Source organism: Microbulbifer flavimaris (assembly GCF_001641755.2).
GTDB lineage: Bacteria > Pseudomonadota > Gammaproteobacteria > Pseudomonadales > Cellvibrionaceae > Microbulbifer > Microbulbifer flavimaris.
On record NZ_LRFG02000008.1, the window covers coordinates 81,032 to 93,792 of the forward strand.

A 12,761-nucleotide genomic window follows, 5' to 3' on the forward strand; every position below is an offset into this window, starting at 1 on the left:
AGAACTGGCGCCGTGTTGGTGCTGCCATGCGTAAAGTCGGTCAGCCAGAATTCGGCCTCGGAGGGTGTAACCATGGGTAACAGCAACTCCCGGGCGGTAACAAATTCCAGAGTCCTACATCTTCACGCCCAAGTCGAAAAACTGTCGCAAATTCGTCATGGAAGAGCGCTATTTTGGCGCCCGGAGAGCGATTGGGGAGAGAATGTTTTTTCCGCCGTGGTGCAGAGCCTCCTGGCGCTGCAGCAAGTTGTTTCCGCGGTGAAAATTTTTCTTGACCATGCCTCTCGGAGCTGATTAATCTGCAGTGGCACAACAAAAACAACAAGGGTGTTTCTGCTTAGGCAGATCGAGATTTTGGAGTTTCGTATGAGCGGCAACGTTAGCGAAAAAGACTTTGAATTTGATCACGACGACATCCCCCAGATTGCCAACGAGATACTTCGTCAGGCGACATCACAGCCACCCACGGATGCCCGGCGGATGGTTGAGGACAAACTAGAAGAAATGCGCCTCAGGCGCGAATTGATGGACTACGACTTAGAGTTTTGATGAGAGAAACCGAGGGGCGCCGGAGACGGCGCCCCTCGCCGTTTCACGAACCGACTTCTCATTGTCCCTTCAAAAAGATCTGAGGGGCCTGCACATCCATTCGTCTATCAGGGAAAGGCGGTTGTCTACTGCGGGTTCCCGATTTCCTCGGGCTCAGCTGCAGGTGGTTTGTTAGCCCTCGATTGCAACAGGCGAAGCGAACTACTGGCGCCTACTTGCATGAGGGGCGGCCGGCTCGGCCACAGTAGATATGTCGTGGTCTAGTGGGAAATGACGCCAGACGCCAGGCCCCATAAGAGTAAAAGAGAACTCTAATTATCCAGAGCGATAACGACCGGGAAGAGGGAACTTCCGCATGTCGACCTACCAATCAGATGGCCCCAGGGTTACCTCCGAACTTTCTCCTTGCGGTAGTCACCTGACAATCCGAGTTTACGGTGCCTTTAATTTCAATTTGCACCAGGATTTTCTCGAAAGCTACAGCGGCCTCTCACAGCCACCGAGTCACCTGAGTATCGACCTCGCCCACACGACACACATGGACAGCGCAGCCCTGGGGATGCTTTTGCTGTTGTGTGATCACTGTTTTGACGCGACTACGGAGCCTGCCTCCGAATCGGTTTCGTTGCTTAATGCCAATGAGCATGTAGCGACCATCCTCCAGGTCTCCAATTTCGATCAGCTGTTCGATATTCGCTGAGCGCCGCCACCATGCTCAGGCTTTTGATCGTTGAGCCGCAAGCAAGCGAAGCGGCGCTTCTTGCGGATGCATTGCGTACCGCCGCGGAGAGTGTGTCAGAACTCCCGGCCGTAGCCATTGCCGTCGCGCAGGATATGGCCAGTGCGCTGCAGGTGTTTCAGGCGCGCAAGCCAAGCATGGTGGTGATCGGCCCGGGCGCCGGCCCTGGGGTAACTGGGTGTGACCTGGATCGCCTACGGGCGCTCACCGGGATGGATCCGGTACTGTCGGTACTGGCCGGGGATGACAGGAGTCAGTTGCTGAAGCGGGCCCTGGCTGTCGGTGCAGATGAGGTCCTTGGTAAACCCTATGAGCCGGGAGAGGTGCGCCTCAAGCTGGAGACACTCACAAGGCTGGCCCGCTTCGGCTCCGCATTGCTCGCGCAACGTGATCGTATCCGGCTGCGCCACGATGGTCTCCTGCAGGAGCAGGCATCGGTCAGGCAGATCTTCAGTAACATCAGCCGGGAGAGCTGTCTCAACGACAGTCCTGCCATTCGCCACCACCTGTCTGCACAAGCATTGCTTAACGGCGATGTGGTGGCCGCTGCCTGGGGGCCAGGGGGCAAACTGCTGTTGTTGCTCGGAGACTTTACCGGGCACGGCCTGGGGGCTGCCATTGGCACGGTGCCATTGACCGCGGTCTTCTACTCGATGGTCACAAAGGGCTTTTCGCTGGCGCGCATTCTGCAGGAACTGAATGGAAAGCTGCACCGGGTGTTGCCGGCAAACATGTTCTGCTGTGCGGTATTGCTGGAGCTGGACACTCACAAGCGGCGGCTGCGCCTGTTCAACGGCGGCATGCCCAGTGTCTGCCTGCGTCGGGCGTCCGGCCGGGTGCGACAGCTAGAATCCCGACAGCTGCCACTTGGAGTGGTACCCGACTTGGATGTGGGGGCGGCAGTTGTACATATTCCGGTGGAGGAGGGTGACGCGCTGTACTTATGGAGTGACGGCTTATCGGAGATGCGTTCAGCGGCGGGTGAGGAAGTTGGCCAGCGACGTATCGTCGAAACTGTGGCCCGCATTACCCAGGATGAGCAGAGGTTTGACCGTATCCTCGAGGAGGCCTTTCGCTTTGCCGCCCGCCAGGCGGATGACCTGTCACTGGTCGAGTTGCGCTTTGGCGCTGCGTTTGCTGAGGCAGCCTTCGCTGAGGCAGCCTTTGCTGAGGCAGCCTCCGCCGACAAAGCTTCGCGGCAGCAGGTTCGGGGGCGACTGCCGACGCGTCGGGTGGGCGAGTGGTCTGTGAAGTTCACGCTCGGCCCCGGTGAACTGCGCGATGCCGATCCCCTGCCACCGCTTCTGGATGTCCTCGCGCAGACCCCCGGGGCCAGCTATTTTCGTGACGCACTCACGGTGGTGTTGGGCGAGCTGTTCCGCAATGCCCTGGAGCATGGCGTGATTGGTCTCGATAGCGCCATCAAGGCCTCTGAGCAGGGCTTTGCCGAGTACTACCATAAACTCCACCGCCGCCGCAGTCAGCTGCAGAGGGGGTGGATTCAGGTGGCCGTCAAGTGCATTGGGCAGGGGCCCGGTGGCGTCCTGGAGGTGGTCGTGGAGGACAGCGGTCCCGGATTGCCCGCCAACTGGTCCCGCCGAGGGGACTACGCCGGTCGCGGGCTGCCCCTGCTCCGGTCGCTCTGCCGCACGCTTGAACTCCAGTTCGGGAGCAGACGGGTCCGCGCGCTGCTGGATTGGGGGGAGCCGGAGGGAGGCCAGAGGTCCGCAGGCACCCGAGCTGTCGAGGCTGGCTAAATCAATGCATTTGCCGCCATAGCCGGTATAATGCCGCTCAGTTTTTCATCAATTTGCTTGGCATACCCACCTCATGGCCCGAAAGTCACCTTCGTCAAACTCGCTGCAGGTCCGCCAGCTCTCGTGTGAGCGGGACGGTCGCGTGCTGTTTGCGGGGCTCGATTTCGAGCTGGGCGCCGGTCAGGCGCTACAGGTGGAGGGCGCCAACGGAGCCGGTAAAACCACGCTGCTACGCACCCTGATCGGCAGTGCCGGTGACTTCACCGGTGAGATTGCCTGGAATGAAAGGGCCTTCCCGGCCGCGTTGCCGGATCTGCGTGCGCACCTGCTCTATATCGGTCACGGGGCCGGTGTCCGGCGGGGCCTGACTCCGCTGGAGAACCTGGCCTGGTATGGCGCCGGGCGTGGAGAGGCAATGCGGGCCCTGGAGCAGGTGGACCTGTTCGGGTTTGAAGACAGCCTGTGCCACCAGCTGTCTGCCGGTCAGAACCGCCGCGTGGCCCTGGCGAGACTGTTTCTGCCGGGGGCTCCGCCGCTGTGGATTCTCGACGAGCCGCTGGCGGCGCTGGATGTGGCCGGTGTCTCTGCGCTGCAGGGGCAGATGGCCTGCCACCTGAGCCGTGGCGGTAGTATCCTGTTTACCTCCCACCAGCCGCTGGCACTCGCCGGGCTGCGCACACTGAACCTGAGCGAATACGCTACCGAGGAACCCGAGCCGCTGGCGGAGGAGGGCACCGATGTCTTCGCTTGAGCAGCCGGTGCTGGACTATACGCCGAGAGCGCGCAATGTGGCGGGCTTCGTGGCGCTGTTGCGCAGCGAGCTGCTGCTGGCGCTGCGCCGCAGCGCCGATATTGCCAATCCGCTGCTGTTTTTCGTCACGGTGCTGGCCCTGCTGCCGCTGGGTGTCGGCCCGGAACCGGACCTGCTGGCGCGCCTGGCGCCGGGGATGATCTGGGTGGTGGCGCTGCTGGCGACCCTGCTGTCCCAGGAGAGTCTCTTCCGCGGTGATTTTGAGGACGGTTCCCTCGAGCAACTGGCGCTGGCCCCTCAGCCCCTGTATTTCGCGGTGCTCGCTAAAGTGTCGGTACACTGGCTGGTCACTGGCCTGCCGCTGGCGCTGCTGTCACCGCTGCTGGGAATGATGCTCAACCTGCCCAGCGGCGGCTATTTATCCCTGTTCCTGTCGCTGTTGCTGGGAACCGCCAGCCTGAGCCTGATCGGTGCGGTTGGCGCCGCACTGACCGTGGGGCTGCGTCGTGCCGGCCTGTTGCTGGCGCTCATCGTTATGCCGCTTTACGTGCCCGTGTTAATCTTCGGCACCGGCGCCGTACAGGCGGCAGTCGACGGCTATGCTTACGGCCCGCAGCTGGCCATCCTGGCGGCGTTGCTCGCCGGGGGAACGGCCCTGGCACCGCTGGCTGCGGCGGGCGCGATCCGCATCAGCCTGGACAATTAATCTGGAGGTATGCCCCTTGGCCTGGCAATGGTTTCACCGCTTGGGTTCGCCGCGCTGGTTCTATCAGAAGACCAGTGCCTGGATGCCGTGGCTGGCGCTGGCCAGCCTGCTGCTGATCGGCGCAGGTTCGATCTGGGGGCTGGGATTTGCTCCGGAAGACGCCAAGCAGGGCAATAGCTACCGCATTATCTACATCCATGTGCCCGCCGCATTCCTCGCCCTGGCGGGGTACTACATCATGGCAATCAGCGGTGCCATTGGGCTCATCTGGAAGATGAAGCTTTCCTTTGTGGTGATGCGAGCGGCGGCTCCCATTGGCGCAGTTTTGACATTCATTGCCCTGTTTACCGGCGCCGTCTGGGGTAAGCCCACCTGGGGGACCTACTGGGTATGGGATGCGCGCATTACTTCGATGCTCATTCTGCTTTTCCTCTATATCGGTGTCATTGCACTGTCCCGGGCCTTCAGCCGCGAGCAGGTGGCGGACAAGGCTTGCGCCCTGCTGGCCCTGGTGGGCACGGTTAATATCCCGATTATCTACAAGTCCGTGGATTGGTGGTTCACGCTGCACCAGCCGGCCACCATCAAGTTCACCGAAAAGAGCAGCATCGACCCCAGTATGTTCTATCCGCTGCTGACCATGGTTATCGGGTTTTATTGCCTCTACGCCTGGACGCTCATCGCCCATACCCGGGAGAAAATCCTGCAGCGGGAGTGGCGCACCAGCTGGGTGCAGCAGTTAATGGGCGGCGAGTCCGCGACTGAGAGCAAGGCGGGGTAGGGCGATGCAGTTTCAGTTTGACAGCCTGGCGGCGTTTCTCCACATGGATGGCCATGGCACCTTCGTATGGGCGGCCTATGGGGTTACCTTCCTGACTCTTACTGCGCTGGCACTGCAGCCGCGACTGCAGCGCAGGCGGTTGAAGCGGGAGCTCGAGCGCCAGCAGCGGATCGAGGCCCGTCGTCGCTCCGTGGAAACACGGCGTACCCGGGAGGCGGAGCCCGCCTGAGCGGTGCGACAGCGCCCGCTGACATCGACAGGATTTCTTTTATTCATTCGGAGCTAGCAGACTACGATGCATCCCGTTCGCAGACAGCGCCTGATACTGGTTCTTCTCCTCGTGGCCCTCTCTTCGGCCGCCGTTGCCCTGGTGACATACGCCATGCGCAACAACATGAATTATTTCTACGCACCGGCCGCCTTTGCCGCTGGTGAAGTGCCGATGGAAAAAAACATTCGTGCGGGCGGCTGTGTAGTGCCGGGCAGTGTGGTTCGTGCCGATGACAGCCTCGATGTGCGGTTCGCTCTGACCGATGGCAGGGCCGAGCTGGAAGTGGTGTTTGACAAGATCCTGCCGGATCTCTTCGCGGAAGGAGAGGCCGCAGTGGTCACCGGTCGCCTGATGCCAGACGGTTATGTTCGCGCGGACCAGGTGTTGGCCAAGCACGATGAGAATTACACGCCGCCGGAAGTGGCCGAATCCATGGCCGCGGAAGCCAGCTGTGCCGACGGAGCCAAGATATGATTGCGGAGCTGGGGCACTTTTCCCTGTTGATAGGCCTGCTGCTGTCGCTGACGCTGGTCGCGGTGCCGATGGCCGGTAGTTACACCGCCCGCCCGCTGTGGATGGCCGCGGGCCGTCCGCTGGCTCTGGGCGTGCTCGCATTTACCGCCGTGGCCTATGTTTGCCTGACCGTGGCTTTTATCCAGAGCGATTTCACTGTGGCCTACGTGGCCCACAACTCCAACAGCATTCTGCCGCTCCATTACAAGATTACCGCGGTGTGGGGCGGCCACGAGGGGTCGATCCTGCTCTGGCTGCTGATCCAGGCCGGCTGGGCAGCAGCGGTGGCCCTCTTCAGCCGCCAGTTGCCGGCCGAGCTGGTGGCTCGGGTGCTATCGGTGCTCGGTGTCGTGCTGGTTGGTTTTTTCCTCTTTATCCTGCTTACCTCGAATCCGTTCGACCGGCTGCTGCCGTTCCCGCCTGTTGAGGGCAATGACCTGAATCCGCTGCTGCAGGATCCGGGCATGATTATTCACCCGCCGTTGCTGTACATGGGTTACGTGGGCTTCTCTGTGGCTTTCGCTTTTGCCATCGCGGCACTGCTGGGCGGCCAGCTGGATGCTGCCTGGGCACGCTGGGCACGCCCCTGGACTGCGGTTGCCTGGGCCTTCCTGACGCTGGGCATTGCACTGGGCAGCTGGTGGGCATACTACGAGCTCGGCTGGGGTGGCTGGTGGTTCTGGGATCCGGTTGAGAACGCCTCCTTTATGCCCTGGCTTGTGGGTACTGCACTGATGCACTCCCTGGCTGTGACGGAGAAGCGTGGCCTGTTCAAAAGCTGGACAATCCTGCTGGCGATCTTCTCATTCAGTCTCAGTCTGCTTGGAACCTTCCTGGTACGCTCCGGGGTGCTGACCTCCGTTCACGCTTTTGCAACCGACCCGCTGCGGGGCGGATTTATCCTGGCGTTTCTGGCCATCGTCGTGGGCGTCTCCCTGCTGCTGTTTGCCCTGCGGGCGCCGGCGGTCAGTGCGGGCAGCGTGTTCTCTTTCCGCTCCCGCGAGACCTTCCTGCTGGGCAACAACATCCTGTTGGTGCTGATGATGGGGATGGTGCTGACCGGTACCCTGTATCCGCTGCTGGCAGATGCGCTCAACTGGGGCAAGATCAGCGTCGGCCCGCCGTTCTTCAACCTGTTCTTCGTGCCCCTGATGCTCGTTCTGTGCGTGCTATTGGGGCTCGGCATTCACGCAAACTGGAAAGATACCCGCTGGGAGCGACTTCTCGGCGTGTGGCAGTTGCCAATGGCGGTAGCGGTCGTCGCTGGCCTGGCCCTGCCGTTCGCCCTCGGTTATTTTCACTGGGGCGCAGCGCTGGGTATTTTCGCCGGCGTCTGGGTGACTGCTTCCAGTGTGGCGGATCTTCTTGCGAAAAGCCGCAATGCCAACAGCCTGCTGGCCGGCCTGCGTCGCCAGCGTGCCAGTTACTTTGGCATGCACCTGGCCCATATCGGGCTGGCGGTCTCCGTGCTCGGCGCGGCGCTGACCACGGTTTACAGTGTGGAGAAAGACGTGCGCATGTCCCCCGGGGATACCCACCATGCGGCGGGGTTTGATTTCCGCTTTGACGGCGTGCGTCAGGTGCAGGGCCCCAACTACCGGGCGGTCGAGGGCGTGCTGTTTGTGAGCCGGGACGGCGAACCGGTGACCGAGTTGCACCCGCAGAAACGCAATTATCTCTCCGGTGGCAATACCATGACCGAAGCCGCCATCGACACCGGTCTCTTCCGCGATCTGTACGTGGCATTGGGTGAGCCGATGGACAAGACCAACCCCAATGGTGATTGGGCGGTGCGCTTGCAATACAAGGCATTTGTGGTTTGGATCTGGCTAGGTTCGGTACTGATGGCCCTCGGAGGTGGTATCGCTGTGGCTGACAAGCGCTATCGCAAAGCAAAAGCGGCGGCCCGCACAGCCGCAGTGGCAGGTGCGCCGGCAGCGGCCTGAAAGGACTGATCTGGGGGAACCATGGCGCGACTGAAACTGTTTCTGCCGCTCATTATTTTTGCTGCGTTGGCGGTGCTTTTCTGGCGGGGGTTGTCACTCAACCCGCAGGAAATGCCCTCGGCACTGCTCAACAAGCCGGTGCCGGAGTTTTCCCTGCCGAAGGTCTCAGATGGCGAAACCCTGGCGCAGAAGTCCGACCTGCCGGCGAAACCGCTGCTGATGAACGTCTGGGCCACCTGGTGTATTGCCTGCCGGGTGGAGCACCCCTACCTGAACGGGTTGGCAGAGCAGGGGGTTCCCATTGTTGGGGTCAACCTCAAGGATGACGATGCTGAGGCCCGCCAGTGGCTGGAAAAATTTCACAACCCCTACCTGTTCAGTGTCGCCGACCGTGACGGACGGCTGGCGCTGGATCTGGGTGTTTTCGGTGCACCCGAGACCTTCCTGGTAGATGCAGAGGGCATGATCCGCTGCAAACACGTCGGCGTTGTGGACGATCGTATCTGGCAAACCAAACTGCAGCCCCTGTACGAAAGACTGCAAAACCAGACTTGGGACGAATTTGCCGGTGAGTTATCGGATTCCCTGCTCTCCCGTTGTCAGTGAGACCGAGGAAAAGAAGAGCCGGTTTATCTGCTGGTTGGGGCCGGTAGCGGACCGCGCATCTTTTCTGCGGCAACTGGAGAGTGTGCGGAGCGCTTATTCAGATGCCAGCCATCACTGCACAGCGCTGGTGATCGGCAATCCTTCCAACCCCGATGTCATGATTTCTGATGACGACGGTGAGCCCGGCGGCAGTGCCGGGAGGCCGATGCTCGAGTTGCTGTTAAAACAGGAAGTGGGCAATGTGGGGGCAATCGTTACCCGTTACTTCGGTGGCACCAAGCTGGGTGTCGGGGGTTTGATGAGGGCCTATCGCGGCGCTGTCGGGGCAGCGCTGCAACAGGTCGAACTCAAGCCTTTTATTCCTTACCTGAATGTTACTGTAAATTGTGAATTTGCCCAGGAATCCCGCCTGCGCTTCCTCGTGAGCCAGGTTGGCGGGCAGTGCGGTGATGCGATATACAGCAACCGCGTGAGCATCGAACTCACTGTGCCTGCAGATCGCTGGTCCGGTCTGAAGGGGCAGTTGGACGCCGAGGGTTTCGGCTTGTCAGCCGTGCAAGATTAATCCGGCCGGACGCTCTTTCCGTAATTCCGGGTTGAACCATTCTCCCCATCGCCTGATCAGGCCTGAACCTATTCAGACACCGAGGACGCCCATGAACATACTTGCTTTTGCCGCCAGCTCCAGTCAGCAATCCATCAACAAAACGCTGGTGACCTGCGCCGCCGGCCTGCTGGAGGGAGTCGAGGTGGAGATCCTCGATCTGAATGATTACGAGATGCCCATATTCAGTGTGGATCGGGAGCGGGAGCTGGGACACCCCCCGGCAGCACAGCGCTTTTTCGACAAGATTGGAGCCGCGGACGCCCTGTTGATCTCTTACGCAGAGCACAACGGTTCCTATACCGCGGCGTGGAAGAATCTCTTCGACTGGACATCCCGCATCGACAGGAAAGTATTCCAGGACAAGCCGGTCGTGCTTCTGGCGACGTCCCCCGGGCCGGGCGGGGCGGGGCGGGTGTTGAGTGCCGCGGTTTCCTCTGCGCCACATTTTGGTGCCAATGTCCTGGCCAGCCTCTCGATTCCCAGCTTCCATGACAATTTTGATCTGGAAGCCAACTCCCTGGCTAACCCAGAGCTGGAGCGGGAATTATATAATGCCGTCATTACGCTGATGTCGGTGCGAGAAGCAACGGTCTGAATGCGTGCTTGCCCACCACCTGCGGGTGCTGGAACTGAGAGTCTGCTTCTCTTGTAGCGGCGTCCCTGGGCCAGGTGTGCGTCTTGTGAAAGCCAATGCCCGGTCCTAACCTGCGTGAGTCACATCAGTGGGTATTGGACATGCAGGAATTTCCCCATCATTACCGTGTCGCCGCTACGGCGGATCAAGAGGGCGATGTGCAGGTGATGGCCGATGGGCTGCAACCCATCGCCACGGCTCCGCCCAGGCAGTTTGACGGTCCTGGCGACCGATGGTCACCAGAGGACCTGCTGGTCGGTGCCATTGCCGACTGTCTGGTGCTTACCTTCCGGGCTATCGCTCGCCATTCCAAACTGGACTGGCACAAACTTGATTGCACTGTGGACGGTGAGCTGGATAAGAGCGAGGGCGGCATACGCTTCACTGCATTCCACGTGCACGCGGACCTGGTGATTCCCGAAGACGAGGACGCCGAAAAAGCCAGGCGCCTGATTGAAAAGGCCGAGTCCCACTGCCTGGTGACGGCGTCACTTTCTGGTAAGGTTTCACTGGAGATCGAGGTCAGCACCAAGTAGCTTTCAGGGTGGAACCGCAGGGGACATCGGAGTCCAGCAGAACTCATGCTGGCCATCTCCAGCTTCGCCTAGTGCATTTACGCCAGAAGGGGCGCCGTACATGTGCAAAGGCCCCCGTGGCTGAGCGGCTATAAATGCCCTCTACTGTAATTCACGATAAATACAGCTCCGCGGGAGTTGCTCAGCTGCAGCGTGAGGATGGCAATGGACGTGTCGGAGAAAGATGGGGAAAACGGATCCCTGACCTGGCATCCCGGGCGAAGGGTATTTTGGAAGCAGGTCAAACCCATCACTTTCTGGCCCGCCCTGGTTGGCATTCTGCTGGTGCTCGCAATTACGATTGTGGATGAGCGTCACTTCATTGCTATTACTTCGGCGATTAATGCGGCAATCATTGAGCACCTCTCTGCGCTGTTTCTTTACTCGGCACTGGGCCTGCTCGTCCTCTGTGTCTGCGTGCTCTTTTCCCCGTTTGCGCGTACCCGCATTGGCGGTGTGGATGCGACACCAATTTACTCACCTTTCCGCTGGTTTGCGGTCTCGCTGACGACGGTAATCGCCATGGGCATCCTGTTCTGGGCCGTGGCGGAGCCTGTCGTGCACTTCAATGAGCCGCCATCCTTTTCGGGGCTCCAACCCGGTAGCGAGGGCGCTAGGACCTTTGCCCTGGCCGCGACATTTGTTCACTGGACGCTCGCTCCTTATGCCATCTATACCATTGCGGGACTCACCTTTGCCCTTGGTTTTTATAATTTCGGGCACGATTTCTCGGTTGGAACCCTGCTTCGGCCCCTACTAGGAAATCACCTGCGGGCGCGGGTGGCGGAGAGTATTGATGGCCTTGTGCTCTTTGCTGTGGTGGTGGGCATGTCTGCAGTCCTGAGTGCAGGTCTGCTTTTGATTGGCGATGGCCTGGACTTTCTCTTTGCGATTCCCGGCTCACCCACGGTCTACGCCTCAACAGCGATGTTCATCGTCGCCGTAGCACTGCTTTCCGCTGGCAGCGGCCTGAGGCGGGGCATTCAGATTCTTGCCCGGATCAACACTGTGCTTTTCCTGGTATTGATGTTTTACCTGTTCGCCGCTGGACCAACCGCGTTTCTCCTTGAACAGGGCGCGCGGTCCCTGGCTGACTTCTTGGGTAATTTCTTCAGTCGTCAGCTCCTGTTGGCAGAACCACCTGAGAGCCACTGGTCCGGATGGTGGACAACCGCCTTTTATGCCAGCTGGTTTGCCTGGGCCCCGCTTTCCTGTCTATTCCTGGGTAAGATCGCGCGGGGTTACACCGTGCGGCAGTTTATTCTGGTCAACCTGTTTCTGCCCTCGGTATTTGGTGTGCTCTGGTTTACTGTGTTTGGAGGTGCGGCGCTTTTCTTCGACGGGCAAAGTGGCGGAGACATGTATGCCGTCTATCGTGAGTCAGGGCTGGCAGCCATGGCTTATCGTCTTTTCGAGTTCCTGCCCGGCAGCACGCTGCTGGGGGTTGTCTTTATCTTTGGTTGCTTTATCTCCTTCATCACTGCCACAGACTCCAACACCGATGCCATCGGCGGACTGTGCATGCAGTCAGTAACGGCGGAGCATATGGGGTCTCCCTTCGGGGTGAAGCTGCTCTGGGGGACGGTTATCGGCATTGTCGGCTGGTGCAGCGCCACCTTTCTGGGCGCTGATGGTATCAAGATGCTTTCAAACCTGGCCGGTTTACCGGGGGTGCTGATTATTCTGGGGGCGGGGATGAGTCTGGTGGTGATGATGTGGCGCAGCGGGCGCGACTGATGGGCGCTGTGCCAGCTGAGTGGCGGGACTGACTCGGGCCATTCGTGGCTCTCGCCCTGCGGGCACCGACGCACTGCTCTGGTGTCCAAAATTATTCCGGACAATTTTGTCGCATGCCGATCCAACAGATACAAAAAAGGCCCACACTTTCGTGTGCAGGTGGCTGGTGCTTAAGTAAGATGGGGCGGGACTGATGGGCGCCATCCATGGCGCCCACCCTGCGGGCGCCTGCGGCGTCCAAAATTGCTCTTGGCAATTTTGTCGAACGGGGGTTCTCGCACGCCGATCCAACACATACAAAAAAGGCCCACACTTTTGTGTGAGGGTGGCTGGTGTAAGGGTGGATTCGGGACGGGACTGATAGGTGCTGTGCCGGCTGCGCGACGGGACTGAAGGGTGCTGTGCCGGCCGCGCGACGGGACTGATGGGCGCCATCCATGGCGCCCACCCTGCGGGCGCCTTCGCTTCGCTGCGGCGTCCAAAATTGCTCCCGGCAATTTTGTCGAACGGGGGTTCTCGTACGCCGATCCAACATATACAAAAAAGGCCCACACTTTCGTGTGGGCCTTTTTTGTATATGGCGGACCGG

At 60.3% G+C, this 12,761-nt stretch carries 14 protein-coding genes; all 14 read left to right on the forward strand.

What is annotated here, in order from left to right:
• The first annotated feature begins 366 nt into the window (after positions 1-366).
• The 14 genes from AWR36_RS15760 (at position 367) to AWR36_RS15825 (ending at position 12,172) form a co-directional block, all read left to right on the forward strand.
• A complete protein-coding gene (locus AWR36_RS15760; RefSeq protein ID WP_141398547.1) occupies positions 367-549 on the forward strand; it encodes a PA3496 family putative envelope integrity protein in 183 nt (60 codons plus the stop codon).
• A 355-nt stretch (positions 550-904) separates the two neighbouring features.
• On the forward strand, positions 905-1,249 hold the full coding sequence (locus tag AWR36_RS15765) for an STAS domain-containing protein (protein ID WP_067087356.1): 345 nt from the start codon (positions 905-907) through the stop codon (positions 1,247-1,249).
• Positions 1,250-1,260: 11 nt separating this feature from the next.
• Complete coding sequence (locus AWR36_RS15770) at positions 1,261-3,045, forward strand: SpoIIE family protein phosphatase (protein ID WP_082679654.1); 1,785 nt, start codon at positions 1,261-1,263, stop codon at positions 3,043-3,045.
• A gap of 73 nt (positions 3,046-3,118) precedes the next feature.
• On the forward strand, positions 3,119-3,796 hold the full coding sequence (gene ccmA, locus AWR36_RS15775; RefSeq protein ID WP_067087362.1) for a cytochrome c biogenesis heme-transporting ATPase CcmA: 678 nt from the start codon (positions 3,119-3,121) through the stop codon (positions 3,794-3,796).
• Entirely contained in the window at positions 3,783-4,502 is a 720-nt protein-coding gene (ccmB, locus tag AWR36_RS15780; protein WP_067087365.1) for a heme exporter protein CcmB, read from the forward strand. The genes ccmA and ccmB overlap by 14 nt, the downstream gene beginning before the upstream one ends.
• A gap of 16 nt (positions 4,503-4,518) precedes the next feature.
• The gene (locus AWR36_RS15785) at positions 4,519-5,283 is read left to right on the forward strand and encodes a heme ABC transporter permease (RefSeq protein ID WP_067087369.1); all 765 of its coding nucleotides are present in this window, start codon (positions 4,519-4,521) and stop codon (positions 5,281-5,283) included.
• A gap of 4 nt (positions 5,284-5,287) precedes the next feature.
• Entirely contained in the window at positions 5,288-5,512 is a 225-nt protein-coding gene (gene ccmD / locus AWR36_RS15790; protein ID WP_067087372.1) for a heme exporter protein CcmD, read from the forward strand.
• Positions 5,513-5,578: 66 nt separating this feature from the next.
• Positions 5,579-6,028: a cytochrome c maturation protein CcmE gene (gene ccmE, locus AWR36_RS15795; protein ID WP_067087376.1), complete on the forward strand. Its 450-nt coding sequence runs from the start codon at positions 5,579-5,581 to the stop codon at positions 6,026-6,028.
• Positions 6,025-8,013, forward strand: coding sequence for a heme lyase CcmF/NrfE family subunit (locus AWR36_RS15800; RefSeq protein ID WP_067087380.1), 1,989 nt, complete (start codon positions 6,025-6,027; stop codon positions 8,011-8,013). The genes ccmE and AWR36_RS15800 overlap by 4 nt, the downstream gene beginning before the upstream one ends.
• Before the next feature lie 21 nt (positions 8,014-8,034).
• The gene (locus AWR36_RS15805) at positions 8,035-8,619 is read left to right on the forward strand and encodes a DsbE family thiol:disulfide interchange protein (protein ID WP_067087384.1); all 585 of its coding nucleotides are present in this window, start codon (positions 8,035-8,037) and stop codon (positions 8,617-8,619) included.
• On the forward strand, positions 8,582-9,184 hold the full coding sequence (locus AWR36_RS15810; protein WP_067104751.1) for an IMPACT family protein: 603 nt from the start codon (positions 8,582-8,584) through the stop codon (positions 9,182-9,184). The genes AWR36_RS15805 and AWR36_RS15810 overlap by 38 nt, the downstream gene beginning before the upstream one ends.
• 91 nt (positions 9,185-9,275) lie before the next feature.
• Entirely contained in the window at positions 9,276-9,821 is a 546-nt protein-coding gene (locus AWR36_RS15815; RefSeq protein WP_067087392.1) for an NADPH-dependent FMN reductase, read from the forward strand.
• 95 nt (positions 9,822-9,916) lie between these two features.
• A complete protein-coding gene (locus tag AWR36_RS15820) occupies positions 9,917-10,396 on the forward strand; it encodes an OsmC family protein (RefSeq protein WP_231745371.1) in 480 nt (159 codons plus the stop codon).
• A 210-nt stretch (positions 10,397-10,606) separates the two neighbouring features.
• Positions 10,607-12,172 carry a BCCT family transporter gene (locus AWR36_RS15825; RefSeq protein ID WP_197409294.1) on the forward strand — a complete coding sequence of 522 codons (1,566 nt, stop codon included), beginning with the start codon at positions 10,607-10,609 and terminating at the stop codon, positions 12,170-12,172.
• The last annotated feature ends 589 nt before the right edge of the window (positions 12,173-12,761 follow it).